Below are 26,391 nucleotides of genomic sequence, written 5' to 3'. Positions count from 1 at the left end.
CTTTTTTAGTTATTGAGCTTTGTGCTCGTGATTTTCAAACGGCATTGTAACGCCAAGATTTTGTATTTCTTTTTTGGCATTTTCCAAAATGGTTTCAGCTTTCGCTTTTGTTTCAGCATCTACCCCGCTTAGAAAATCTTTCTTTTTAGCAGGAAAATTCACGCCAAGTTCTTTTAATTTGGCTTTCGCTTGTTCTTTAGTCAGCGTGCCGTCGCGAAACTGATCCATAATAGCTTTCGCTTTTTTCTTTGTAGCCGCATCTAAATTGTTAAAAGGACCGCCTCTATGTTCAGGAAAATTCACGCCAAGTTCTTTTAATTTGGCTTCCGCTTGTTCTTTAGTCAGCGTGCCGTCGCGAAGCTGATCCATAATAGCTTTCGCTTTTTTCTTCGTAGCCGCATCTAGATTGCTGAAGGGGCCGTCTTTGTGCTGAGGCAAGTTTACGCCGAGTTTTTGTAATTTTTCCTGTGCTTTTTTCATAATATCATCAACTTTTTGTTGTGTTGCATCATCCGTATTTGTTGTACTGCCATTTGTTCGCTCTACAACTGTTGAAGAGCTTGTTTCATCTTTGCTGGCTGCAAATGCCGTGGAGTTTGCAGCGGCCATAACTCCTAGTGTTAAACCGCTTGCCATGATATAACCGAATAGTTTCTTTTTCATGCTGTTGTCACTCCTTAAAAGTTATAGGGGTGTGGTACAGAGCTGTCCACAATTGTTAATGTAACCACCAATAGTGAAAAAATGGTGAAAATAGATAAAAAACGAAAAAATATAGACGTTTGTTGAACACTACAGCTCTTTTATTGGATAACAAAATGAAATTCGATATGATTTTATCTAAACAACAGCAAAAAAGAATGGAGACTTTATATAGATGAACGTTCTTAAAAAATTGGGAATAGCTTTGATAGTTACGATAGCGGTAAGCCTGGTATTTTTGTTTCGCGATGAGTTAAAGCCAGGTCCAACGCTAGAAGATTTTTCAGGAGCAACTGATTTGCATCCTGTCGTAGAAGAAAAGAAAAATAAACTTGTTCAACAAGCAAGTGACCAAGGAATCTCGATTGTCATTACGGAAGGTTTCCGTTCAAAAGAAGAACAAGATAAGCTTTATGCAAAAGGCAGGACGGAAGAAGGCAATATTGTTACCTATTCAAAGGGCGGCCAGTCTTATCATAACTATGGACTAGCTATTGATTTTGCTATTCAGTTAAAAGACGGACGAGTTATTTGGGACATGGAATATGACGGTAATAATAACAATCAGTCTGATTGGATGGAGGTTGTAGATATCGCAAAAAATTTAGGATTCGAATGGGGAGGAGATTGGCAAGGGTTTAAAGACTATCCACATTTTCAGATGAGTCTGGAAAATATAAAAGACCACACACGCTAATAAAGCGTGTTTTTTTTAGAGGGATAATACAATTTCACTATATCTATGTCAGAACCTCTAACACAAATAGAAGCTTGTATTTTCTTTTTTGTTAATTTACCGTTAAGAGAATTATATATATTAATATAATAAAGATATAGACGGATAATTAGAAAGAGGGGTGATTAGAGAGAACTGCCCCCTAAAAATGAAAGACAATTCGTATAAAGATATGCGTTAACTAATATAATCTATTGATTAAGCTTATACAAGTACCTTCAGCCTAGCGAACGTATGCTTACATATCGGCAAATGCCAACAAAGCCTTTTATTTTTCTAGCATATTTTATTTGAAGATAGTTCATTTTGATTACAAAAAAGAGATAATTTGTCAACTGTTGACTTTGCTTTAAGGGTAAGAATATAATTTTTAATATATTTTAAATATTTTAAAAATTTAAATATTTATTGTTGTTCGCAAATTAGGAGGGGGAAAATGATTGTTTTTGACGGAGTGAATAAATATTACGGTGATTTTCACGTATTAAAAGATATCAATTTAACAATTGAAAAAGGTGAAGTTGTCGTCGTAATTGGACCTTCGGGTTCAGGTAAAAGCACGATGCTGCGATGCATAAATTATTTAGAAACAATATCTAACGGACAGTTAACGGTAAATAATATATTGGTCGCGGATAAAAAAACAAATATTAATAAACTGCGCCGCAATATAGGTATGGTGTTTCAACATTTTTATTTATATCCGCATAAAACAGTTTTAGAAAATATCACTTTAGCACCTATGAAAGTATTGGGACAGTCGTCAGAAGAAGCTAAGAAGACAGCCCTATACTATTTAGATAAAGTCGGAATCGGTGAAAAAGCTAACGCCTACCCATCCCAGCTGTCAGGCGGCCAGCAGCAGCGTGTAGCTATTGCGAGGGGACTTGCGATGAAGCCAGAAATTATGCTTTTTGATGAGCCTACCTCTGCTCTTGATCCAGAAATGATTGGAGAAGTGCTGGATGTCATGAAAACATTGGCTAAAGAAGGAATGACCATGGTAGTTGTAACTCATGAAATGGGGTTTGCAAAAGAAGTAGCGGACCGCATTGTATTTATGGATCAAGGAAAAATCTTAGAAGAGGCAACTCCGGCTGAGTTTTACGAAAACCCGCAAGAAGAAAGGGCACGTTTATTTCTTAGCCGTATTTTAAATCATTAATTGTTTAATAGGGGGAGTAATATGAAGAAATCAAAAACGTTTTTAAAGGCAGCTGTGCTTTCATTAGCAGCGGCTATGATGTTAGCAGCTTGCGGAGGGAAAAGTGAAGAAACGAGTGGATCATCAGCTAAAAAAGATGTGCTCACTGAAATCAAAGACCGAGGGAAAATCGTCATTGGAGTTAAAAATGATACGCGTTTGTTTGGCTTAAAGAATCCAAAGACGGGTGAAGTAGAAGGTTTTGATGTTGATATTTCTAAGCAGCTGGCTAAAGAGATTTTAGGCGATGAAAACAAGGTAGAATTTAAAGAAGTTACGTCCAAAACAAGGGTTCCTCTTCTTCAAAAAGGAGATATTGATGCTGTTGTTGCAACAATGACTATTACAGATGAACGTAAAAAAGAAGTAGACTTTACGGATGTATATTTCCAAGCTGGACAGTCTCTGCTTGTGAAAAAAGGCAGTAAAATTAAAAGCGTTGATGATTTGAAGAAAGGTACTAAAGTGTTGGCTGTTAAAGGATCAACTTCAGCTATTAATATTCGCGAAAAAGCACCAGAGACAACGGTATTAGAGTTTGAAAACTATGCAGAAGCATTTACAGCTTTAAAATCTAAGCAAGGAGATGCTTTAACAACTGATGATGCTATTCTTTATGGAATGGCTGATGAAGATCCTTCTTATGAATTGGTAGGAAAGCCGTTCACAGAAGAGCCTTATGGCATTGCTGTGAAAAAAGGAAACAAAGAGCTGGTAGATGCCTTAAACGATGCGCTTAAAAAGATAAAAGACTCTGGAAAATATGATGAAATTCACGACAAGTGGATCAAACAATAAGCGTACAGTTTTCTTTTCTCAGGATGAGCAGCATTATGCTCATCCTGCTTGTTTAGTTGAAAGGAGGAAGAAAATTGCTGGATTTTTCAATTCTGACGAACAATATGGATCTTTATTTAGAAGGTTTTAAGTACACCATTATCGCCAGTCTGATCGCTTTAGTGGCCAGCTTTGTACTTGGCACGATCATTGCGGTAATGCGAATAGCCCCTCTCAAAATAGTAAATGTAATTGGTACGGTCTATGTAGAGTTCATTCGAAATATTCCCCTTGTGGTTATCGTCTTTTTTATTTTTATTGTGGCGGGAATCAGCGGTACAGCTGCCGGAGTGCTGGGACTAACTATTTATACGGCAGCTTTTATAGCCGAAGCCATACGAGCGGGAATTATGGCTGTTCCAAAAGGGCAGCTTGAAGCGGCACGTTCATCCGGCCTTACGTACGGTCAGGCGATGCGGTTCATTATATTGCCTCAAGCCATTAAAATCGTCATTCCTCCTCTTGGAAATCAATTCATTAATTTAGTCAAAAACTCATCCGTGTTAGGGATTGTTGCTGGTTTTGATTTAATGTATCAGGCAGATCTTGTTTCCTCTCAAACTTACGTAGTGTTTGATGTGTATATTTTTGTGGCTCTGTTCTATTTAGTTCTAACCATTCCGTTAAGCTTAGGAGTTGGTTATCTTGAGAAACGTCTTGGTAAAACAAGCTGAAAGGAGTGAAAGTGATGGATTTTATGGGTGCTTATTCTCCTGATCACCTTTCCTTCTTAATGGAAGGATTTTGGGTCACTTTAAAAGTGGCATTCATTTCGATTGTGTTAAGTTTTCTTATTGGAAGTATAGTAGGTATTTTAAGGTATGCCCGCATTCCAGTTCTGTCTCATGTACTCGCTTTTGTCGTAGAAATTATCCGGAATTTGCCGCTGCTTTTAATTATCTTTTTTACATACTTTGCTTTACCTGAAATCGGAATTGATATGGAAATTACGTCAGCAGCGATTGTGGCCCTCACTGTATTTGAATCTGCTATGATTTCAGAAATTATCCGAAGCGGATTGAAATCAATTGAAAAAGGACAAATTGAAGCGGCGCGTTCATCAGGTTTAAACTATTATCAAACGCTTCGTTTCGTTGTGCTGCCTCAAGCTTTGCGGAGAATGGTACCTCCTTTAGTTAGTCAATTTATTTCCTTATTAAAAGATACGTCGCTTGCAGTAGTGATCGCACTTCCTGATTTGCTGCATAACGCTCAAATCATTTACGGACAGAAACAAAGTTACGTAGTCCCAATGTTTTTGATCATCGCGATGATGTATTTTATTGTAAACTATGCTTTATCCATCATTGCAAGAAGACTAGAAGTCAAAAGGGTGTAGATACTCTTTTGACTTTATTTTTGGAAAATAAATAACATTGACAATGTATTAATTCAACGCATAAAATGACTAAAGTAACAGTGGTAAAATCAGATCATTTTCATTCATCATAGAGAAGAAAAACAGTGTTGGTTCACCCCCTACTGAATATCCGGTAGGGGTTTTTGCGCAAGAAGTGATTTGGTTAAACTAACACGTAAAATGAACAGAAGGGACGGGCATCATGGAAAAACAAGATCAAAATTTAAAAAAAGGTCTGTTGCCTCGTCATGTGCAGCTCATTGCGCTTGCCGGTATGATTGGGACAGGTATTTTTAAAGGTAGTGCTGATACGCTAGGTATTGCAGGACCAAGTGTTGTACTGGCGTATTTATTTGGCGGTCTTATCTTATTTATTGTAATGACAGCATTGGCGGAGATGGCAATTGTCTATCCGAATATGAACGTACAAAATTTAGTGCATAAGGCATTCGGTACGCAAACCTCTTTTATTGTAGGGTGGCTGTACTGGGTGAACTGGATTGTCGTGACAGTTGTTGAACTGCTTGCGGGAGGAAGCTTTTTGAAGTTTTGGTTCCCTTCTGTACCTCTTTGGCTCTTAAGCTTTCTCTGTGCAGTGCTGATTGTAGGGATGAATTTATTTCAAGTTAAGTATTACGGAGAAATTGAGTTTTGGTTTGCCGGTATTAAAGTAATTGCTCTTACCGCTTTTATCATTTTGGGAGCTTTCATTTTATTCGGTGTGATTCCAAGTGATGTGCAAAACCCTTGGGCAAATTATACGGCTCATGGAGGCTTTTTCCCTCACGGCATGAGCGGTGTGCTGAGTGCCTTTTTAATTGTGATGTTCTCTTACGGCGGAGCTGAATTAATTGGTGTGGCCGTAACGGAAACAAAAGATGTGAAAAACGTGTTACCGAAAGTGATCAAAGGCACAGTATGGCGGGTGATTGGCTTTTATATTTTGCCTATTTTAATTATTTGCGGCCTTATGCCCTGGAATTCTGTATCAGGACAAGACAGTCCATTTGTGCAAGTGTTTAGTATCACCGGACTGCCGGGTGCGGCTCATATTATGAACTTCGTTTTATTAACGGCCGTTTTATCAGCAGCGAATTCAGGGATGTATGCAACTTCGCGTACGCTCTATGCTATGGCTCAAAGCGGAGAAGCATCAAAGCGCTTCTTGAAAGTTTCGAAAAACGGTATTCCGATTAATGGTTTGATGATTACGGCTGTTTGTATTTTAATGGGTGTGTTTTTAGCTTATAAAACACCGGATAATGTAATTAGTTATTTAATGACCATTCCCGGCTTCACGATTATTCTTATTTGGGTAAGTATTTGTTTAGCTCAATTAAAGCTGCGTAAAGGGTATAAAGAAAAGCCGTTTTTCGCATTAAAGTGGTTTCCTTATACAACGCTCTTTGCAACAGCAGCACTGCTTGTTATTTTTGTATCATTTATGTTTAACAAAAACAATGTGATTGGATCCAGTGTATGTGCGGTTATCTTGGTCGTACTCCTCATTTTTTCATTTATTAATAAAAGTCGAAAAGAAAAAAAGTTTGAAGTATAGCAAAAAGGCAATATACTAGAAAGACGAGGATAAAAGCTTGTCTTTCTTTTTTTGCGGAAATTTCTGTATCACGTTACATATTTCTAGATGAAATGTTTAGTTAAATAAATAAAGGATGAGGACTACAATGGAATCAAATAATGTATTTACAACAAACCCAAAGAAGAAATCAAAGCACTTAGCCGTGATTTCTTTGGTGATTATGGGAGTGGGCTTCGTTGCCACAATGCCTTTTGGTGATTCAATTTGGGGTCGGTTGCTTCAAGGTGGGTTCGAAGCTGGATTAGTCGGCGGATTAGCGGATTGGTTTGCCGTTACGGCTCTTTTTCGTCACCCTTTAGGCATTCCTATTCCACACACTGCGCTGCTTCCTAAAAACAGACAGCGTATTACAAGAGGGCTAGTCTCAACCCTTGAAAACGACTGGCTGTCAAAAGAAAGTATTCAAGAAAAAGTAAAAAGAATTGCGTTTACACAGCGTTTGCTTCCGATTGTTCGAAAAGGTGTTCATTCGGAAACGATTCAACAAAAAGGAACCGCACTGCTTGTTGATGCGATTAATCGTGTGGATACAGAGAAAGTCGTTCCTATTATTGAAAAAGAGCTCAAATCATCGCTTTCAGCAATAGAGTTAAAGCCTATTGTGCATTCGATTGTTGGAGAAGTGGTAAAAAATCAGTATGATGAAAAAGCGCTTGATGTTCTTTTAAATAAAGGGGAGAGCTGGATTAAAAAAGAAGAAACGCAGTATCAGCTCGGAAGTATTGCTAAAAATGCGCTTGATAATATTGAGCTTGATGGTATTTTACAATTTGCTCTCAAATCATTTCAAAGCATGATTAATGAAGAGAAGCTAGGGTCTATTTTGCAAAATTTATTGCTTTCTATTACAGGGCGTCTTCGTAACGAAGAGGATGAATACCGCCTTGCTTTGGTAAACGGAATTAGAAAAGAGCTGCAAGGCTTGGAGCAGAATGAAGAACTTCTTGAAAAATTAGAAGCATGGAAACAAAAAACGATTAATGAATTAAACGTAACGAATAAATTAACAGAAATCGTCGATAAAATGAAAGCGAAAGTGATAGCATTCATTGAAAGCCCTGAATTTATGAAAAGCTACGCCGTTCCTTACGTAGAGAGCTGGCTGAATGCTCTTGAAGAGGATGTACAGCGTCAAGAAGCAATTGATACGGCTATTCAAAAGCAAATCATGAGCTTTGTAGACGAGAATCATTCGAAAATTGGACAGCTTGTTCAAGAAAACTTAGATAAATTAGATGATGAAACACTTGTGGATATGATGGAAAACAATGTCGGAAAAGATTTGCAGTGGATTCGAGTGAACGGAGCTCTATGTGGATTCTTAATTGGTATTGTATTAACGGTTATTAAATTAGCGGTATAAAAAAAGAAGCACGCTCCTTTTGGAGTGTGCTTTTTCTATTAATCATCTATTTCTACACTGATCACGCCGCCGTTTTTGGCATCTACTGAAACAGTTGCTTCACGTTTATCGGCTGTGTCAATTTCAATTTCATATACTAAACGGTTGTTTTCTTGGTCTAGATCCGTTTCATTGACGGTTCCTTTAGCGCTCTTTAAAGCTGTTTTTATCGCTTGATCTAATGAAATAGCAGGGGAAACGTTTTGAAGTTCCTCTTCTTTCTCATCTTCACCGTCTTTTTGCTCTTCATCAAATTCAATGATTTTACCGCTGCTGCTGTCAATGTCTACATCGTATTCTTTATTACCTTTTGTGATGTCTACTTCATATTGTTTAACGCCGTCATCTACGGCTAATTGGATATTTGTAATGTCGCCGCCGTCTGTTTTTTGAAGGGCAATGTCTTTTGCCTTTGCTTCTTCAATCGTTGTGGTTTGCTTCTTATCATTGCTTTTGGACTGGTCTGTCATTGCATATGCGCTTGCACCTAATCCACCGACTAGTACTGCACTGGCTAAAACGGTTGTAATAACTTTCATATGTTATGGCCTCCTCGATTTGTTGTTAAGACTATCTTAGCTAATGAACTTTAAAGGAAAAGAAGAAGAAGTTTAAAATTTTCTTAGAAATAAATAAAAATGGATAAAAAAAGCACAGCTTTCCGCTGTACTTTTAATCATCGTCATTTTCATAGGTGATGGAATCTACATGTCCGGAGTAAGCATTTATCATCACTTTAGCTTCTCTTGTTTTAGACTGATCAATTTCGACTTCGTAAAAGGTTTGGCCTTCTTCCTCTTCTATTTCAACTGAAGAAAACGTTCCTTTTACTTTTTGTAAAGCAATGTCTCTTGCTTGTTCCATTGAAATGAGAGGCTCGTCGGATGTAGGAGAAACTGGTGGTTGCTCGCTCTTTTTTTGCTCTTCTTCTGTATTATTTTTAGTTTGAGTAGACGTTTGTTTCTCTACTTTTTGTTTGATTAATGACTGGACTTCTCCATTTTCTCCATTTACTGTGATGTGGTATGGAATATCATCTTTAAGCAAAGTGATTCGATAAATCGGTTCATCATCTTTTTGAGAAAAGCTTGCATTTTCAATAGTGCCGCCATATTTTTGCTGAATCATACTGCTGACGTCAGATTCGGATAAAAGTGTATCAGGACGATTCACTGCTTTTGCTATTCCGTAAAAGCAAGCTGAACCAACAGCAAGAAAAATAAGTATAAAAAGCACCGTTTTCTTCATACATTCACCTCCAGTATCTTAAAAAGTAGTATAGCAGGCAATTCTTAAAAATCTCTAAGAAAAGGCGAGAAATCAAAGAGGAAAGGAAACCGTTACTGATGTCCCTTTTCCTTCTTGGCTGTTAATCTCAATACGCCCGCTATGAGCTTCTACAATCTTTCGAGCAATGGATAATCCAAGTCCAGAACCACCGGTTTCTCGATTTCTTGCTTTATCTACGCGAAAAAAGCGTTCATACACGTTTGATAAGTCTTCTTTTGGAATACCAATTCCTTGATCTGTGACCGTAATCATAAAGCTTTTGCTTCTTGTTATGGTTACCTCTACCGCTTTTTCACTATATTTAATGGCATTATCTAAGAGGATGTACAGCAGCTGCTTTAAGCGTTTTTCATCCGCTGTTACGACGGGATGATCCGTTTTTATATTTAAATAAATGGTTCGTTCAAAGGCTTGTTCTAGATGCTTGATTGTTTGGTTACAGACGGCCGCCGCATCTACGTGTTCCATGTGAAGCTCCCACTGCGACTCATCTTTCGCAAGCACCAGCATTTGAGACGTAAGCTGTTTCATGCGTAAAGACTCAGAGTGAATAGCTTCGATGGCTTCTTCTAAAATATCCGGCCGCTTCATTCCCCAGCGTTTTAGCATATTGGCATAGCTTTCTACAACGGTCAGGGGTGTTTTTAATTCATGAGAAGCATCGGATACGAACTGCTCTTGCTTTTTATAGTTTTCCTCTAATAAATCCATCATATTATTGAAGGTGTTGGCCATTTGATCTAACTCATCTTTAGAAGGAGAAGAGAGGTCAATTTTTTTGAATGTGCGAGACACTTGAATTTCTTCCATAGTATGAATAAGAGATTTAATAGGCCGCAAAATAATTTTACTTAAAAGCCGTCCGGCAAATATAGTTGGAATTAATATAACAAGAGAGGCAATGAGCAAGATAAATTTTAATGTCTGCAGAGATTGTTCCACATCTGCCAGTTGTTCCGTGACTTCCAAAGAAACAACTTCACCGTTCGTCCAAATGACAGGGGTGTGTGAAATCGCGTATAGATGACCATCATCTTCTTTGATGCTTGTTTGTTCATTTGAATAATAGGAATAAGGTAAGTCCTGAAGCTCTTTCGTTTGATCCGTAACGGATACAACTAAAGGACTGCCGGATTTAGGTAAAATACGAATCATCCCGTTAGGAGGCAAATAGGCACGAAGCAAATTGGCTTGTTTAACCGTCGCACTCGTTTGCTTTAGCCCATTTGTTACATTGCTTGTTTCTGCTTGCAAACGTTCAATTGCGTTGTCTTCCATGGTCTTCTTGAAAATGAAGTAAATCGAACTGTTTGCAATTACTAGTAAAATAAAAAGCAGTGCAGTTGATGTAAGAATAATCTTTGTTTGTAGTTTCATAAGCTACTCCTTCAGCATGTAGCCAACGCCGCGCACTGTTTGAATGTAAGGAGTTGAAAATGGTGCATCAATCTTTTTGCGCAGATAACGAATGTATACGTATACAATATTGGTGTCTCCGTAGTAATCGAATCCCCACACGTTTGTAAGAAGCTGTTCAAAGCTCAGCACTTGATTGTTGTTTTGAAGCATATAGACAAGCAAATCATATTCTTTAGGAGTCAGCTCAATAGCTTCATTTTCACGCGTGACTTCTCGCGTTTTTTCGTTAACGACTAAATTGCCTAGTTGAAGAGTGGCCGTTTCTTGTTCAGCAGGCGATGTTGATGCAGGATGGCGAAGCCATACGCGAATGCGTGCAAAAAGCTCTTCAATTTGAAAAGGCTTTGTAATGTAGTCGTTCGCTCCTAAATCTAGTCCGCTTACCTTATCAGGAAGGGCGTCTCGAGCTGTTAATAAGATAACGGGCGTTTGATCATCATTTGCTCGAATGCGACGAAGTACTTCGAGTCCGCTCAGTTCAGGAAGCATCACATCTAAAAGCAGCAAATCCCAATCGTGTTCTTGAAACTCTGCCAATCCTTCTGTTCCAGTGTAAGCCATGCCCGTTTCGTACCCTTCATGTTCAAGCTCGAGCTGAATTAAACGAGCAATTTTGCGCTCATCTTCTACAATTAAAATTCTGCCTTTACTCAACAAAAATTCCCCCTTGTGTCTATGTATAGTTGCGTACATTATAGCACGGACAGATTCGGGATGTATAAATGGTAAGGAAATCAATAGTTATTTACTAAATATATCATCAATAGCCCGAGAAATAATGTTCATTTTCTTCAGAAACTGATAAGATAGCTAATGGCATTTAAAAATAAGAAAGGATTTCGATTATGTTATCAGCTATTAATTCAGTAGATTATACCATTTTCCATGCGGTGAATCAGTACGCTTCGCATGTGAAGTTTGTAGATTCGCTGATGGTATTCTTTGCAGATTATGCCCAGTATGTACTTATCGTTTTACTCGGCTTGTTTTTACTTATTAATAAAAACGGCAGCCGTGTTGTAGCATTTCAAGCTTTATGTGCTTGTGCCACAGGAGTCATTATCAATAAAGTGATTAGTTTATTTGCTTATCGAGATCGTCCGTTTATCTCTCACCACGTGAATCAGCTTATTGATCACGCCGCAAATTCTTCATTTCCAAGCGATCATGCTACATCTGCATTAGTTATCACTTTTACCATTTGGTTGCATTTCAAACGTTCAGGGCGCATGTGGGTTGTCATGGGCGTACTCATTGCCTTTTCACGCGTATGGGTTGGCGTTCATTATCCATTCGATGTGTTAACAGGAGCCGTTTTAGGCTGCGTGCTGGCGCTGTTTATTCATTATGTTATTTTTAATACGAAACTGATGAGGGCTATTACCAACTTGTCTATTTTTCGAAAATCAGCTTATGACGAACAGTCTCAATATTATTAAGAAAAAGTCGCAAATACGCGGCTTTTTTTATTGGGAAATTTTTAATGCATTTAATACTTGTTTTTTAAAATTAAATTGTGTACAATTAAATTACAGAAACGATAAATAAAAAACTTTTAATAAAATTAACGAAAAAGAGGAGAGGTTTATACATGAAAGCTTTATATGAAACAACAGTCGTTAACACAGGTGGAAGAACAGGAGAAGTTCACTCTTTAGATAACATCTTTAACTTAGACGTTGCAACACCTCCAGCGCTTGGTGGAGAAGCAACAACAGCAACAAACCCAGAGCAGCTGTTTGCAGCTGGATACAGTGCTTGTTTCAACAGCGCGTTAGAATTTATGTTGAAAAAACATAACGTAGAAATCAAAAGCAGTGAAGTAAAAGCTACTGTTCAGCTGCTTCCTGATAAAGCTGATCAAGGAGTGAAAATTGGAGTAGCGCTTGAAGCTCATATCGAAGGCTTAGATTTAGAAACAGCGAAAAAATATGTAGACCTAGCTCACTCATACTGCCCGTATTCAAAAGCAATCAGCGGTAACGTAGACGTAACGGTAGAAGTAGTTTAATTGCTTTAAAAAGCCCTGCTAAGCATGTAAAGCTTAGCAGGGCTTTTTTATTTGAATTTTCTCTATTCATTTGTAAGAAGTACTAGTATAATGAGGAAGAAAATGAATCATTCGCACAGTTTAGGTGCTCTTACATAGCGTAAGAGGTAACAGGGAATCGAGTGCAAATCTCGAGCGGTCCAGCCACTGTAAGCAGGGAGTTTTCTATCTTATCGTCACTCAAAACGGGGAAGGCGGTAGAAAATGATGATCTCAAGCCAGGAGACCTACCTATTCTGTACACTTGACTCTTCTAGGAAAGAGGCGGTGTATCAAGGTACGCAGTGAGCAATTGCTGTTTATTTTCATATGCCGACACATCCTCAATTTCTATAGAATTGAGGCTTTTTTACGTTTTATTTTTAAAAAAGGAGTGTAGGAAATGGAAGGTTTATCAGTTTTTTTACTTGTCTTTTTATTAGGAATCAGGCACGGATTGGATGCAGATCACTTAGCTTTTATTGATGGCCAGACTCGATATAATTGGCGAATGGGCAGCCGTTTTGCCCCTTGGGTCGGAACGCTGTTTTCACTAGGTCACGGAGGAATGGTGGCCGTCACGGCCGGAGTGCTGGGCGTGGTGATGAAGAATTTTACGTTTCCATCGTATTTCGATCATTTTGCATCTTGGGTATCCATCATCTCTCTCTTTCTAATCGGGACATTAAACACGTATCATTTGCTTCGAACCAAAAATAAAGAGGAAGAGTTTCAGCTGAGCGGGTTAAAAGGAAAGTTTATTCCGAAAATCGCAAAAGGAACAACGAATCCTTTTTTAATTATTCTTGTAGGAGCATTGTTCGCTTTAGCAGCCGAAACGGTCAGTCAAACGGCCGTGTGGTCTCTAGCTGTAGGGAACGCAGGCAAGTATACGCCGCTTTTGTTAGGACTAGTGTTTATGTTTGGTATGATGCTTACAGATACAATCGATTCGATGATTGTACATAAAATGGTGAATGAATCGAGTAAATTTGGACAATCTGCTTCCCGCTTGATGGGCTGGGTTATTGTTGTCCTCGCGTATGGTGTGTCATTCTATTTAGCATTCACTTTCTTTAACCCATGGGCCGAAGTAAACTTTGAAATGGTTGGCGTTATTCTGTTTATTTTTTTAGTGTCTATGTTTGTTTTTGTGAGTGTGAAGTCAAAAGGGAAAAATATTAAAATAAATGTCAATTAGTCAAACGAAAGCTTTAATCTGTTGAAGATTGAAGCTTTTTTGTATGAATTTGTTGAAGTTTATGGCTATTTTCGGTCGGTTATGAATAAGTTAAAGTATTATCTGTATTTAAAGGATGGAAAATTGTCTGAAAACCATTATAATTAAGGATAATTTAAGGTCGTTATGTGAAACGTAGAACATAGTTATACGTACGATAAATAAAAGCATTTAATGCAAGCAGCAGGGGTTGTTTGGAGGAGGAATTGATTTGAGTCAGGTAATGGTAGAACAAAGCGTGTTTAGTTATTTAAAAGAACACGAACAAGAGATGCTTGAAGATTTAGTTGGATTTGTGAAAAAAGAATCACCGTCCTACAGTAAAGAGTTAGTAGATCAGTGTGGAATGTATTTAACGCAGCTGTTTCATAAACGGTTAGGGGTAGGATACGAAATCATAGAAGAAAAAGAAGTAGGAAACCATTTGAAATTTACGATTGGAGAAGGAGAAAAGCAGCTTTTAATTATCGGTCACTTTGACACGGTATGGGAAAAGGGAAGGCTGAGTCTAAGAACAGAGGGAAACAAGCTGTACGGTCCGGGAATTTTAGACATGAAAGGCGGCATTGTGCAATCTATATGGGCGATTAAAGCGATTCAAGAGCTTGGCTTATCGCTCGATAAAAAAATTGTGTTTTTCTGCAATTCGGATGAAGAGATTGGGTCAATTTCTTCTAAAAAATACATTGAAGAAGAAGCACAAAGAAGTGAAGCAGTGCTAGTAGCGGAACCGGCGGTGGCGGGTTCAGGCGCGTTAAAAACGTCGCGCAAAGGAGCGGGAATTTTCACCGTAAAAGCATGGGGACGAGCAGCACACGCGGGTAATCACCACAAAGAAGGAATCAATGCGATTGAAGAGCTGGCGCGCCAAGTGATTTTCTTGCAGGGTTTAACAGATTATGAAAAAGGTACAACGGTGAACGTTGGGACATTTACGGGAGGCAGCGGTACAAATGTAGTGCCGGAATATGCAGAAGCGCACGTGGATTTACGTGTTTCTACAGAAGAAGAAGCAAAACGCATGACGGATATTATTTTGAATTTAACACCCATTTTAAAAGGGATTAAGCTCGAAGTAACGGGAGGAATGAATCGTCCTCCGATGGTCAAGTCTAAACAAACGGAAGAGCTATTTGAATGTGCTCAATCAATCGCGGCCAAACTGGGTATGAAACTGGAAGAAGCAGCTGTGGGCGGCGGAAGTGATGGCAATTTTACAGCGGCCATTGGTGTTCCCACGTTGGATGGATTAGGAGCATGCGGAAAAGGAATACATGCGGAATATGAACATATTCAAATTGATACGTTGTCCGAGCGTTCTTCTTTATTTGCCAATTTGCTGCTGCAAATATAAAAAAAGCCCGCCTTAAACGGCGGGGACTAATCTGAAAGCTTATATTGGGAGAGTATAAGCTTTCTTTTTTTATTTACTGCTTTCTTCTTGAAGAGAAAAGGCAGTTTCTTTCTTTTTGAATACCACTGCATCAAGAGCAAGGAACTGGCTTCCTGCAAGAAATAAGTGAGCAGACATGGCAATTAAGGCAATATCAAACTCAAACCCGCCAACAAATCCGCTTTTAAGCTTGGCTGTAAAAATGGCGCCAAGCATAACTGCCACAAATAAAGCAGATACAACTCTTGTTGCTAGGCCAAGAATAATAAGAACCCCACCTACAAGTTCAATGGTTGCAACAATATATGCCATGAAACCAGGGATTCCTAAGCTATCGAAGAACCCTACTGTATTTTCAATCCCGCCTTGCCATTTTTGAAAGCCGTGTACTAAAAATGTAAAACCTAATACTAAACGAATAATAAGTGAACCAATTTCGAAGTTTTTATTCACTTTACTTCCTCCTTTAAGTGTATTTGAAAAACACTACATTATGTAGTGTAAAAGCCCGAAAAAAGAAATGTAGTAATTAAATCAGAAAGTCTTTCTTATTTGGATAATTTTACAACATTATGAACATCACACTACACATTGTAGTGTGATGTTTGTCCCCAGTCAAGTGAAAATATAAAATTAGACCATTTGGCATACAAAAATTTTCTGAAGAGCACTTGAAAAATCCTTTAATTATGTACAAGTTAGTCCCTTATTTTCAATCTTATTCTCCAACATGCTATACTGATGGCGGAGGTGTTACGATGCGTTTAGAAAATAAAAGAGTTATTGCGCTTGTTAGTGCAGACTTTGAAGATCTAGAACTATGGTATCCAGTGATGCGTCTTCGAGAAGAAGGAGCAGAAGTACATTTAGTTGGAGAAAAAGCAAACGAAACGTACATGGGGAAATACGGTGTTCCAGCCGTATCGGACTACGCTTTTAAAGATGTTGATCCAGCTGAATATGACGCTATTTTAGTACCTGGAGGCTGGGCGCCGGATAAACTGCGCCGCTACCCTGAAGTAATTGAAATGGTTCGTCATATGGATGAACAGCAAAAGCCAATCGGCCAAATCTGCCATGCAGGATGGGTATTAATCTCTGCAAAAATCTTAGATGGTCGAAACGTAACAAGTACGCCAGGAATCAAAGATGATATGGAAAATGCGGGAGCTATTTGGCATGATGAAGCAGTCGTAATCGACGGTCACATCATCTCAAGCCGCCGTCCGCCAGACCTTCCTCCTTATGCAAAAGCATTTGCTGATGTACTAGCAGAGCAATAAGAGAAAGCCGAAACCAGTGTGGTTTCGGCTTTTTTGTAAGATCCGCTAAAAAAGAAATGATAAAGTAAATAAAAAACCATCATTAAAAAAGCGAGCAGATGCATCTGCTCGCTTTTGTTCGTGTTTCTTATCAGTAACTTGCTTTTGCAAGTGTAAAAACAAAATGATTACTTTCTTTATAAAATCCATGATTACGGTTTTTGTATGTTTCGTTGTTGTTAGGGCACAATTAGCATTGATTGTGCTTGCATGGATTTCATCCATTGCCGCGGTTTGTTTTTCCACATGATCGATTAACCTAAACGACGCAAGCCCTACCTCTCTTGCATCCTTACGGCTCCGAAGCCGATCCAGTGTGAATAAGTTTTGTTCAAAGACATGTGTCGAATGCCAGTATTTTTACCTTGCATTGTACGATACATCCTTTCAAGTTACTTTCACTATGTCCAGCTCTTAAAGAAAAGCCAGAAATCTAAATATAACACCTCAGTTGATCTATGTCAAATAGAAAATATGATTTTTTCACGTGAAACAATTGCAGCTAAAACATGGTTAAGTAAAGGGATATCCTTTTTATATAGAAGAGTTTTTTGATACGATAAGCTAGAGGAATCCTAGAGGAGGATTAAATATGAATAAAAATGAACAGTTTCGAAATGACGTATTGAGCAGTGTAGAATCATTAACATATGAACAATTAAATCAACAGCCAGCATCTAATACATGGAGCGTTATGCAAGTATTAGAACATTTATATTTGATGGAGCGCATGATTGTTTCACGTGTAAAGGATCAGTTAGAAAACGGTGTGGATCAGCCGACTGAAGATAAGCCGTTTCATTTAGCGGTAGACCGTTCACGGAAAGTAGATGCACCGGCTCAAGTTACGCCTTCTAATGAAAAGCAGACATTAGAAGAAATGAAGAGTAAGCTGGCAGAATCAAGAGCGGCTTTAATAGAGCTAGAAGAAACAGCAAGTGAAGACAAGCTAAAGCAAAAATCATTTCCACACCCTGTGTTTGGGTTAATGGATTTAAAGCAGTGGATTGATTTTATTGGCTATCATGAAAAGCGTCATCAAGAACAAATAGAAGAAATCAAAGCAGCAATTGGTGCATAAAAAAAACAGGCAGTCCGCCTGTTTTTTTATTTTTGGACCAAAATAGGATAGTCCGACATCATCCAAATACCAACACTGTATGTTTGGGGATTATGGTTCCCTACGGTAGAGCCTGTTTGAATCGTAAACGAGAGTTGCAGAGGATCCTGATCGTAATAAATTGTTTGCTTGGTGGAAGGGGAATAAAGGCGCTTCGGCGGGATTTTAGGAACCGTATCCGTCGTGTTAACAAAACAGCGGCTATTTGAAACAAGATTTGTGTATGTTTGAACGAATTGAGGATCACCTACTCGAGGAGCTCCGTAGTTGTACATTGTAACTTCTGGAAAAGATGCGTTTGTGGCGACATCTAAGGCATGAAGAACAGCGAGTGCGCCACCTAGGCTATGCCCCGTTATATAAAGTGGCTTGGGGGCAAGGGACTGATACGTTTCAAAAATTTCATCACGGCATGATTCGTAAACGGCTAAAAAACCTTCGTGGACGAGACCGGCTTGTTGATTGTATGGATAAGGGCGCTGCCTAATGCGAGCATCAGCAATCCAGTCTGCCTCAGATTGAGTTCCTCGAAAGGCAATTACGATAGAGTCATCAGATTCTAAAATAAAACCAAACCATTCTTGCACCCCTACGGCAGAAGCTTTAAACGATTTAATAAGTCGGTAGCCTTCAGGTACATCAAATGTGCCTCCCTGTGCGTATTGCTTATAAGCTAAGACGCACGCATAAAGAAGGTCTAGAGCTAAAGGACGATAAAATAAAGGCTCTATTCTCATCATTGTTTTTCACACCTTCTAATAGAAAATAACTCCTACAGCCTATGTGTTCCTGATAAGAAAGGTGCAGATATCTCTCTTTTGAAAGCGATAATTACGGAATGTAAACGGTTTATCGTTGGATGTTTTTGAGGATTTTATAAGTTTTTTTGTGTATTTTAACTAAAAACGAGTTTTAATTTAGAGTTTTATTATTAAAATTTATAATTTAACTTATAATTTAAAATAGTCTGAATGAAAAATAAGGGGGTTATCGTTTGGAGCAATTTGTAACGAGTTTGAATAATGTGCTATGGAGCACACCTGTTATTTATGGGTGTCTTGCGATCGGCCTGTTTTTCTCAATTTTAACGAGGTTTTTGCAGGTAAGACACTTAAAAGACATGGTTATGCTGATGTTTCAGGGTAAAAGCTCAGAAGCAGGAGTTTCTTCCTTCCAAGCCCTGTCTTTAGCGCTGTCGGGACGAGTCGGAACAGGAAACATTGCTGGAGTTGCAACAGCTATCGCTTTTGGAGGTCCAGGAGCTGTATTTTGGATGTGGGCAGTTGCTTTTATTGGTGCTTCTAGTGCATTCATCGAATCAACACTTGCTCAAATTTATAAAGTTAAACAAGATGGCCAATATCGAGGTGGTCCAGCGTACTACATTGAAAAAGGAACAGGTATGAAATGGTATGGCATTTTATTTGCTATTGCAGCACTTGTTGCAATGAGTATCTTAATGCCGGGCGTTCAGTCTAACTCCATCGCGCTTGGCATCGACAACGCATTTGGCGTTAGTCCAACGGTTACAGCAGTAGGATTAGTTATTATTCTTGCTTTTATTATCTTTGGAGGCGTTAAGCGTATTGCAGGAGTGGCCCAATTCGTTGTACCTTTTATGGCACTTGGGTATATTATTTTAGCTCTTATTATTATTGCCATGAACATTTCCGAGTTGCCGGGAGTTATCGCTCTTATTTTTAAAAGTGCTTTTGCATTAGATTCTGCTTTTGGAGGAATCGTTGGTTTAGCTGTTTCTTGGGGAGTTAAGCGCGGTATTTATTCAAACGAAGCAGGGCAAGGAACAGGTGCACACGCAGCAGCTGCAGCAGAAGTTTCACACCCAGTGAAACAAGGTCTTGTACAAGCTTTTTCGGTTTATATTGATACACTGTTCGTTTGTTCAGCGACAGCGTTTATGATTTTATTTACAGGCATGTACAATACGGAAGGACCAGGCGGTTCATTTATTATTTCAAATCTACCGGGTGTAGAAGCAGGACCTGGATTTACACAAGCTGCTATTGAAACAGTGTTGCCGGGGTTCGGAGCTGGCTTCGTGGCAGTTGCCCTATTCTTTTTCGCGTTTACAACGATCATGGCTTATTATTACATTGCTGAAACAAATATTGCTTACCTAACTCGCGGAAAGAACGGAAAGTGGGCTATGTTTGCATTAAAGCTTGTCCTTCTAGGAGCTACGTTCTACGGCTCAGTTAAACAAGCATCACTAGCTTGGGCGTTAGGAGATGTCGGGCTTGGTATCATGGTATGGCTAAATTTAATTGCTATCTTAATTTTAGCTAAGCCTGCGTTAGTTGCATTAAAAGACTATGAAGCTCAGAAAAAACAAGGGGTAGACCCTGTATTTGATCCTGTTAAGCTGGGAATTAAAAATGCAGACTACTGGGAGAAAGAATATAAGAAAGATGAGTCACAAGTTTCGTAAACAAGAAAATCCTCACATATGTGAGGATTTTTTTATGAAGAAAGTGAGACAGATGAGTTATTTAAGTTATATCGATCCTTCAAACAATGAATACGGTGTAGTTCTTCAAGCAGATGGTGAATTGCAAGCAGTTCGTAAAGCATTGTTGTTTCTGTTGAAAAAGGGTGATCCCCTCTGTTTTCCTCCTGCTTATGTGCCCAAAACCTTTGTTTTAAAGTCAAAACAAGCGTTTGATGCTGCAAAGAGCTTTTATATTGTTCATTTTGTAAGACATTATGAAAGGAAGTGAATGTATCCCATATTACTTGATGTCTTGCACTTTGCAGCTGATGAGCAGGCAAGTAAATTAAATTACCAATATGGTAGACAAGCTGCCTCATAAGAGAAAGTTTCTTATATTCATAGTGGAATTTTCTCATAGCTGTACGAGTGAAATGATGAAACTTCCATTCTTTTCGCTGATACTCACAAAGCGTCTCAATTTTTTCAATTTCAGCGGAAAGCTGGTGAAATTGAAGCTTTGTTTGTTTATGACAAGCATGTACTTGGGAAAGTTCGCTTCCTCTTTGCTGTAAAACGCTGCTCATTTGTTTTGAGAGATTTTGAATTTTCCTCGTAATAATCGGTGTATAATTAGGAGGAAGAACGATGATATTCACAAGTGAAGAAGTAAGCAGCCCAATACTGGTGGTCGCTAACCGAATTAAAAACGAGATGAAATAATGATCGTGCACAATCGTCAGCATAGCCACCCCTGTTAGCGTGGCAACGAGTGTTCCTGCATGCAAACGCAATTTAGAACAGGATATAATAGTAGAAACAGCAACAAGCATATAGGTAAGCGGCGTCACTCCTAATAGAAATGTGTAAAGCATGGCAAAAGCAGCTCCGATTGCTGAAGCAGGAAAGCGGATGAAAGCTTTTTTAATAGAATCGGCAGCTGTTGGTTCAATCGTAACAATAGCTGTAATAACAGCGAGCATATACGGCCAGCCAATGGACTGGCAAATGAGCGCAGTTAAAAAAACGGCAATGCCTGTTTTAATAATACGACCGCCTAAAAAATTGAATTTTTTTATGTTAATCATTATGCATACCTTCTTTAAAACAGTTAGTAATTTAATTATAAGGCATATTAAGGTGATAGGAAAACCCGTCTTAAAAACCAGCTTTTAAAAAACGAATAAATATACTATAATTTGTTTAAATATTTAAAAGAGGAGTACAACTAATGAAACAATTAATAAATGAAAAAATTAATAACTTACAGGATACATTTTATGAGGTAAGCAAATATATTGGGCAAAATCCTGAGCTTGGTCACGAAGAATTCAAAGCGTGCAAAGCATTAACGGATGTTTTAAAAGAACAAGGGTTCACAGTTGAAATTGGTACATGTGACTTGCCAACGGCTTTTACTGCTGTTTATGACAGTCAAAAGCCAGGTCCGTCGATTGGGTTTATGGCTGAGTACGATGCTTTGCCGGATCTCGGACATGCATGCGGACATAACTTAATTGGAACCATGTCGATTGCAGCTGGTATTGGTCTTAGTAAAGCAGTTGCAGAAACAGGCGGTAAAGTATACGTATATGGAACGCCTGCAGAGGAAACACGAGGCGGCAAAGTAACGATGGCCGAGCAAGGCATTTTTAATCATTTAGACGTAGCTATGATGGTACACCCTTATTACTGCCACCAAAAAAGCGGACGTTCTCTTGCGATGGATGCCATTCAATTTGAGTTCTTCGGAAAATCCGCGCACGCAGCTGCTGCTCCTCATGAAGGAATCAACGCGTTAGACGGCGTATTACAAACGTTCAACAGCATTAATGCGCTTCGCCAGCACGTGAAGCCGGATGTACGCATTCATGGAGTGATTACAGAGGGAGGCAAGGCGGCCAACGTTGTACCGGATTATGCAGTAGCACAATTTTATGTCCGCGCTTCAACTCGTGCATATGTAGATGAAGTGACAGAGAAGGTGAAGGCATGTGCAAACGGCGCTGCTCTAGCCACGGGAACAAAATTAAAAATCTCAAACTATGAGTTTTCTTATGATGATATGCAAACGAATCAAACATTATCCGATGTCTATACAAATAATCTCATCTCATTAGGCGTGAGCGAACAAAGCATTACGGAAGACCAAGGCGATCATGGATCTTTAGATATGGGGAATGTAAGTCAGGTTGTTCCGGCTATTCATCCGTATATTCAAATTTGTGATGATTATTTTGTTTGTCATACGCACGAATTTAGAGAAGCAGCTTTAAGTGAGCAAGGAAGAGAAGCAATGATACTTGGGGCACAAACAATGGCATTAACAGGGTATGACGTATTAACAAATCAAACGCTGTTCCAAAAAATCAAAGAAGAATTTAATGCTACAAAGTAAGAGATAATGATAAAACCATACCAAATAATACGCTTGCGATTGCAAGCGTATTATTTAGTATGAGAAGCGGGACTGAATGGTTTGGAAAATTTGACCGTGGCGCTGTTCATCGCTCGCAGCTCGAACAATGCGGCTTTGAATTCGAGCATTTGTGATTCTTCTAGCGATTGATTGATAAAATGGAACGGTTTCTACTTCATCTTTAATGGATTCAGAGACCCCTTCTTGAAAAGTATTTGGCAGTTTTATGTTTAATGAAATCTGTGGGTAGCTGCCTGATAAATCATAATAGGCTTTAGAAAACCAGTCAAAGTGTTTAATTTCACCCTGCCGAATACCTAATATAGCTTGTTGAAACTGATTATTAGGAGCCAGTTCTGCTAAGCGTGTATAGTAGTGAATAGCGGAAAACTCATCGCTTACAGCTTTGTTTATATCTCTTAGAAGCTGTTCGTCTAGTCTTGTATCATCTTCCCAATATTCTTCATGCCGGGAGTAAAATTCATACATATGGATATACCTCCTCACCGTTTTGTTCTCTTGTCGTCACCATCATCGTATGTATAGACGAGAAAAGGCGTACATTAAAAGAAAAAAGTTTAACAAAATGGTAAAAAGGGTATGTGCAGAGAATAGTATCAAAAAAGACAGAGGTTATCTTATGATTAAAATTGTAGCTAAAACCAAAGAAGGAGCTATTAAAGAAATAGAAATGAATGAGATTCGTTCAAGCCATGACTTTCAATGGTATTGGGTTGATTTTTACAATCCCACCGAGGAAGAAAAAAAGCAGCTTGAACAATTTAATTTTCATCCTTTAGCAGTTGAGGACTGTTTAAATCAAGGTCAGCGCGCTAAATTTGAGCTGTATGATGAGCATTATTTTTTAGTCTATTATGCCCTTCATAAAGAAGAGCTTGAGCACTTAGAAGTATCTGCGTTTGTAGGGGATAACTTTTTAGTCACTTACCATATGGATAAGCTAACGAGCGTGGCTAGGGTGTGGGAGCTTATCAAAAAAGACCCTGAGGCTACCGAAGATGGAACATGGGATATCATGTATGAACTCTTAGATCATACCGTTGACGAATACTTCCCTGTGCTTTATAAATTTGAAGATCACATAGACGACATTGAAGACAATGCAAAAGACGAACCTATGGATGAATTAATGAGGCAGCTTTATGACATCCGAAGTGATTTGTCACGAATGCGCCGCATTTTAAACCCCATGAGAGATTTAATGTATCGTATTATGTCAACTAATGCGTTAAAAGCAAAAGAGCAGGTTCGCTATTTTAATGATATTTATGACCACTTATTAAATATGATTGAAATTATGCAGGCGAGCAGGGATTTGTCAAATGATATTCGAGAAAGCTTTATGTCCATTAACTCGGATCGTATGAATTCAATTATGTTTACGCTAACGCTTATGTCAGCTATTTTCTTACCGTTGACGTTTATTGCTGGTCTCTATGGCATGAACTTTTCATATATGCCGGAACTGACGGGGAAATATAATTATTTTATTGTACTTGGCATTATGATTGGGCTTGTAGGCGTAATGGTCTTTGCCTTTTATAAAATGGGATGGTTCAAATATCGAAAAGGACCTAAACTATAAAGTAGATTGTTAACCTTCCTGTATAAATGTTAATCAACTCAGTAAAACTGAAATTAAATAAGCGAAGATCTTATCTGACTCTAGATAAGATCTTTTTCTTGTGCTATAAACAAGAAAAGCAGGGAAGCGAGGGAAGAATGTGAAACACGGAAGAATGGGGCTGCGAAGCATCACGGTGCTGCTTGTATGCATGGTGGTGATTCTATCGCTATTGTTAACGGATTTATTAGTTAGCAGTTCAATTGGAAAAAATATTCGAGATCAACAGGCTGAAAAAGCTCGGACTATTGCTACGATTATTTCAGAATCAACGAACGTGAAAGAAGGACTAGAAACAAAAACACCTCAGTCAATTCAAGAATTCACTAAACGAATTCGTAAAAAATCAAGCGTCTTGTTTATCGTTGTTATGGATATGAATGGAATTCGGCAATCTCACCCAGATCCTAAAAAGATAGGAAAGAGGTTTGCCGGAGGCGATGAGCAAAAATCATTGCACGGAAAATCTTATGTATCTGTATCAAAAGGAACGCTCGATAAATCTCTGCGCGCTTTTGCACCTATTTATAATGAAAAAAATCAACAAATTGGCGCAGTAGCTGTGGGGATTTCTTTGAATAATGTAAATGAAGCAATTAGAGATGGGCATCGTCGAATTGTTTTAGGTTCATTAATTGGTTTACTTGTAGGCGTTCTTGGTGCTATTTTATTAGCGAATTACATAAAGAAAATTTTATTTGGCTTGGAACCTTCTGAAATTGCTAAAATTCTAGAAGAGAGAAGCATCATGCTGCAGTCGGTTCGTGAAGGAGTGATAGCTGTTGATAAAGAAGGTAATATTACACTTGCTAATCGTTCTGCACGCCGCTTATTTGTTAAAGCAGGGTTAGCACCAGAGCCAATCGGTTTGTCTATTCGAGAATATATGCCCACCTCCAGGTTGGACGACGTTTTGTCTACGGGGGAATCTCATTACGATGAAGAGCAAGTCATAAATGGAGTAGCCATTGTGGTTAATAGGGTTCCGCTAGTAGTAAACGAAGAGATTGTAGGGGCACTTTCTACGTTTCGGGATAAAACAGAAGTTAATATCTTAGCAGAACAGCTAACAGGTGTTAAAATGTATGTGGAAGCGCTTCGAGCACAATCGCATGAATTTATGAATAAACTTCATGTGATTTTAGGAATGGTGCAGATGAATTATTATGATGAGCTAAAAACGTATATTCATCAGCTTGTTAATCACCGTGTCGATGAATCTAGTTCAGTGACTAAATCTATTAAAGATCATGCGTTGGCAGGGTTCCTCATGGGCAAAATGAGTTATGCTAGAGAGGAAAGCGTAGAACTGACGTTTTCCGCTGATGAAGTTATTCCAGAACCTTCAGATCCACAAGTTACTCATCATCTCATTACCATTATTGGAAATTTAATTGATAATGCAATTGATTCAGTTTGTCATCAAGCCTCTAAAAAAGTGTCCGTTATGCTTGTGTATAAAAACAATAAACTTACGATTCAAGTCACGGATACAGGCTGCGGCATTCCTTCCGATACAATGAATCAGATTTTCAAGAAAGGCTTTTCTACAAAAGGCACGAGCAGAGGGTTTGGGCTGCATTTAGTGAAGCAAACGATTGATGAACTAGGTGGCCAAATCGTCATTGACTCATTTATAAATAGCGGTACCACATTCTATATTGATATTCCGTACGAAACAAGGAGAGATCAAGTTGATTAAAGTATTAATTGTTGAAGACGACCCAATGGTTGCTCAGTTTAATCAAAAGTACATTGAAGAGATAGAGGGGTTTACAGTGGTCGCTGTTGCTCATTCGGGTCATGAAGCCTTGGTGAAGGTAAATGAATATCAAGTTGATTTAGTGCTGCTTGATGTCTTTATGCCTGGACAAAATGGTTTGAAAGTTTTACAAGAGATTCGAACAAAACAAGAGGAAATAGATGTCATTTTTATCACCGCTGCTTCGGATGCCCAAACGATTCAGCAAGCTCTACGCTACGGAGCGATTGATTATTTGATTAAGCCTTTTACATTTGAACGCTTTTATCAAGCACTTTCGGCTTACAAACAAACATTTCGTACGTTAAAACAGCAACCTCAGCTTAATCAACAGGAATTAGACGGGCTGCTGTCTAATAAAAAAATAAAAGAAGCTCCGGTAGAGCCGTTGCCTAAGGGTTTAACGACAGGAACATTAGAAGTTATCGTAGAAGCCATTGAGCATCTTAAAGATCACCCTTT

General features: G+C 38.6%; 27 protein-coding genes, 1 pseudogene and 1 riboswitch. Of the genes and pseudogenes, 18 read left to right on the top strand and 10 right to left on the bottom strand.

Annotated elements, in window-relative coordinates:
• Positions 1-9 precede the first annotated feature (9 nt).
• A complete protein-coding gene (locus tag AC4NPH_RS24790; protein WP_013055070.1) occupies positions 10-663 on the bottom strand; it encodes a hypothetical protein in 654 nt (217 codons plus the stop codon).
• A 214-nt stretch (positions 664-877) separates the two neighbouring features.
• On the opposite strand from AC4NPH_RS24790, the gene AC4NPH_RS24785 reads away from it, so the two are divergent.
• From AC4NPH_RS24785 to AC4NPH_RS24755, 7 genes are all read left to right on the top strand, one after another.
• Entirely contained in the window at positions 878-1,399 is a 522-nt protein-coding gene (locus AC4NPH_RS24785) for a M15 family metallopeptidase (RefSeq protein WP_013055071.1), read from the top strand.
• A gap of 475 nt (positions 1,400-1,874) precedes the next feature.
• Entirely contained in the window at positions 1,875-2,603 is a 729-nt protein-coding gene (locus AC4NPH_RS24780) for an amino acid ABC transporter ATP-binding protein (protein ID WP_013055072.1), read from the top strand.
• A 21-nt stretch (positions 2,604-2,624) separates the two neighbouring features.
• A complete protein-coding gene (locus tag AC4NPH_RS24775) occupies positions 2,625-3,440 on the top strand; it encodes a transporter substrate-binding domain-containing protein (RefSeq protein ID WP_098315300.1) in 816 nt (271 codons plus the stop codon).
• Positions 3,441-3,514: 74 nt separating this feature from the next.
• Positions 3,515-4,153, top strand: a complete 639-nt coding sequence (locus tag AC4NPH_RS24770) for an amino acid ABC transporter permease (protein ID WP_013055074.1) — start codon at positions 3,515-3,517, stop codon at positions 4,151-4,153.
• 14 nt (positions 4,154-4,167) lie between these two features.
• Positions 4,168-4,818 (top strand): amino acid ABC transporter permease, encoded by a 651-nt coding sequence (locus tag AC4NPH_RS24765; RefSeq protein ID WP_013055075.1) that lies wholly within the window; start codon positions 4,168-4,170, stop codon positions 4,816-4,818.
• 223 nt (positions 4,819-5,041) lie between these two features.
• Positions 5,042-6,397: an amino acid permease gene (locus AC4NPH_RS24760; RefSeq protein WP_013055076.1), complete on the top strand. Its 1,356-nt coding sequence runs from the start codon at positions 5,042-5,044 to the stop codon at positions 6,395-6,397.
• Between the two features lie 127 nt (positions 6,398-6,524).
• Complete coding sequence (locus AC4NPH_RS24755) at positions 6,525-7,802, top strand: DUF445 domain-containing protein (protein WP_098197389.1); 1,278 nt, start codon at positions 6,525-6,527, stop codon at positions 7,800-7,802.
• Positions 7,803-7,840: 38 nt separating this feature from the next.
• Here the strand turns inward: AC4NPH_RS24755 and AC4NPH_RS24750 are convergent, their stop codons facing one another.
• The 4 genes from AC4NPH_RS24750 to AC4NPH_RS24735 all read right to left on the bottom strand — a co-directional run bounded on the left by AC4NPH_RS24750 (position 7,841) and on the right by AC4NPH_RS24735 (position 11,243).
• The gene (locus AC4NPH_RS24750) at positions 7,841-8,380 is read right to left on the bottom strand and encodes a PepSY domain-containing protein (RefSeq protein WP_013055078.1); all 540 of its coding nucleotides are present in this window, start codon (positions 8,378-8,380) and stop codon (positions 7,841-7,843) included.
• 133 nt (positions 8,381-8,513) lie between these two features.
• Positions 8,514-9,089 (bottom strand): PepSY domain-containing protein, encoded by a 576-nt coding sequence (locus AC4NPH_RS24745; RefSeq protein ID WP_013055079.1) that lies wholly within the window; start codon positions 9,087-9,089, stop codon positions 8,514-8,516.
• A gap of 72 nt (positions 9,090-9,161) precedes the next feature.
• Positions 9,162-10,508, bottom strand: coding sequence for a HAMP domain-containing sensor histidine kinase (locus AC4NPH_RS24740; RefSeq protein WP_053488227.1), 1,347 nt, complete (start codon positions 10,506-10,508; stop codon positions 9,162-9,164).
• A 3-nt stretch (positions 10,509-10,511) separates the two neighbouring features.
• A complete protein-coding gene (locus tag AC4NPH_RS24735) occupies positions 10,512-11,243 on the bottom strand; it encodes a response regulator transcription factor (RefSeq protein WP_269150811.1) in 732 nt (243 codons plus the stop codon).
• A 152-nt stretch (positions 11,244-11,395) separates the two neighbouring features.
• Here AC4NPH_RS24735 and AC4NPH_RS24730 point away from each other — a divergent pair, with 152 nt between their 5' ends.
• The 4 genes from AC4NPH_RS24730 to AC4NPH_RS24715 all read left to right on the top strand — a co-directional run bounded on the left by AC4NPH_RS24730 (position 11,396) and on the right by AC4NPH_RS24715 (position 15,173).
• On the top strand, positions 11,396-11,989 hold the full coding sequence (locus AC4NPH_RS24730) for an undecaprenyl-diphosphatase (RefSeq protein WP_025752866.1): 594 nt from the start codon (positions 11,396-11,398) through the stop codon (positions 11,987-11,989).
• Positions 11,990-12,141: 152 nt separating this feature from the next.
• Positions 12,142-12,561: an organic hydroperoxide resistance protein gene (locus tag AC4NPH_RS24725; RefSeq protein ID WP_013055083.1), complete on the top strand. Its 420-nt coding sequence runs from the start codon at positions 12,142-12,144 to the stop codon at positions 12,559-12,561.
• Positions 12,562-12,666: 105 nt separating this feature from the next.
• Positions 12,667-12,849: riboswitch (cobalamin riboswitch) on the top strand.
• A gap of 133 nt (positions 12,850-12,982) precedes the next feature.
• Positions 12,983-13,780, top strand: a complete 798-nt coding sequence (locus AC4NPH_RS24720) for a HoxN/HupN/NixA family nickel/cobalt transporter (RefSeq protein ID WP_013055084.1) — start codon at positions 12,983-12,985, stop codon at positions 13,778-13,780.
• A 229-nt stretch (positions 13,781-14,009) separates the two neighbouring features.
• Entirely contained in the window at positions 14,010-15,173 is a 1,164-nt protein-coding gene (locus tag AC4NPH_RS24715; RefSeq protein WP_013055085.1) for a M20 family metallopeptidase, read from the top strand.
• A 69-nt stretch (positions 15,174-15,242) separates the two neighbouring features.
• Here AC4NPH_RS24715 and AC4NPH_RS24710 read toward each other — a convergent pair whose 3' ends face one another.
• Positions 15,243-15,665 (bottom strand): DoxX family protein, encoded by a 423-nt coding sequence (locus AC4NPH_RS24710; RefSeq protein ID WP_098197384.1) that lies wholly within the window; start codon positions 15,663-15,665, stop codon positions 15,243-15,245.
• Between the two features lie 305 nt (positions 15,666-15,970).
• On the opposite strand from AC4NPH_RS24710, the gene AC4NPH_RS24705 reads away from it, so the two are divergent.
• Positions 15,971-16,495 (top strand): type 1 glutamine amidotransferase domain-containing protein, encoded by a 525-nt coding sequence (locus AC4NPH_RS24705; protein ID WP_013055087.1) that lies wholly within the window; start codon positions 15,971-15,973, stop codon positions 16,493-16,495.
• 45 nt (positions 16,496-16,540) lie between these two features.
• Here AC4NPH_RS24705 and AC4NPH_RS24700 read toward each other — a convergent pair whose 3' ends face one another.
• A complete protein-coding gene (locus AC4NPH_RS24700) occupies positions 16,541-16,780 on the bottom strand; it encodes a hypothetical protein (protein ID WP_013055088.1) in 240 nt (79 codons plus the stop codon).
• A 346-nt stretch (positions 16,781-17,126) separates the two neighbouring features.
• Between AC4NPH_RS24700 and AC4NPH_RS24695 the strand changes: the two genes are divergently transcribed.
• Entirely contained in the window at positions 17,127-17,615 is a 489-nt protein-coding gene (locus tag AC4NPH_RS24695; RefSeq protein WP_025601698.1) for a DinB family protein, read from the top strand.
• A gap of 26 nt (positions 17,616-17,641) precedes the next feature.
• Here the strand turns inward: AC4NPH_RS24695 and AC4NPH_RS24690 are convergent, their stop codons facing one another.
• Positions 17,642-18,394 (bottom strand): lipase family protein, encoded by a 753-nt coding sequence (locus AC4NPH_RS24690; RefSeq protein ID WP_035439339.1) that lies wholly within the window; start codon positions 18,392-18,394, stop codon positions 17,642-17,644.
• Positions 18,395-18,648: 254 nt separating this feature from the next.
• On the opposite strand from AC4NPH_RS24690, the gene AC4NPH_RS24685 reads away from it, so the two are divergent.
• Positions 18,649-20,103: an alanine/glycine:cation symporter family protein gene (locus tag AC4NPH_RS24685; protein WP_013055091.1), complete on the top strand. Its 1,455-nt coding sequence runs from the start codon at positions 18,649-18,651 to the stop codon at positions 20,101-20,103.
• Positions 20,104-20,135: 32 nt separating this feature from the next.
• Here AC4NPH_RS24685 and AC4NPH_RS24680 read toward each other — a convergent pair whose 3' ends face one another.
• On the bottom strand, positions 20,136-21,191 hold the full coding sequence (locus AC4NPH_RS24680) for an aromatic acid exporter family protein (RefSeq protein ID WP_098315301.1): 1,056 nt from the start codon (positions 21,189-21,191) through the stop codon (positions 20,136-20,138).
• Positions 21,192-21,334: 143 nt separating this feature from the next.
• On the opposite strand from AC4NPH_RS24680, the gene AC4NPH_RS24675 reads away from it, so the two are divergent.
• Positions 21,335-22,501, top strand: a complete 1,167-nt coding sequence (locus tag AC4NPH_RS24675) for a M20 family metallopeptidase (RefSeq protein WP_098197383.1) — start codon at positions 21,335-21,337, stop codon at positions 22,499-22,501.
• A 54-nt stretch (positions 22,502-22,555) separates the two neighbouring features.
• Here the strand turns inward: AC4NPH_RS24675 and AC4NPH_RS24670 are convergent, their stop codons facing one another.
• Positions 22,556-23,011, bottom strand: a complete 456-nt coding sequence (locus AC4NPH_RS24670; protein WP_098315302.1) for a ferritin-like domain-containing protein — start codon at positions 23,009-23,011, stop codon at positions 22,556-22,558.
• Positions 23,012-23,162: 151 nt separating this feature from the next.
• Between AC4NPH_RS24670 and corA the strand changes: the two genes are divergently transcribed.
• The 3 genes and pseudogenes from corA to AC4NPH_RS24655 all read left to right on the top strand — a co-directional run.
• Positions 23,163-24,128 (top strand): magnesium/cobalt transporter CorA, encoded by a 966-nt coding sequence (corA, locus tag AC4NPH_RS24665; RefSeq protein ID WP_013055095.1) that lies wholly within the window; start codon positions 23,163-23,165, stop codon positions 24,126-24,128.
• 154 nt (positions 24,129-24,282) lie between these two features.
• Entirely contained in the window at positions 24,283-25,869 is a 1,587-nt protein-coding gene (gene dcuS, locus AC4NPH_RS24660) for a DcuS/MalK family sensor histidine kinase (RefSeq protein ID WP_013055096.1), read from the top strand.
• A pseudogene (locus AC4NPH_RS24655) lies at positions 25,829-26,194 on the top strand (response regulator); the annotation flags it as partial. The gene dcuS and the pseudogene AC4NPH_RS24655, both read left to right, overlap by 41 nt.
• Positions 26,195-26,391: the final 197 nt, after the last annotated feature.

Source organism: Priestia sp. MDV22-iso46 (assembly GCF_058629175.1).
This window is presented reverse-complemented; position numbering and strand designations above follow the sequence as displayed.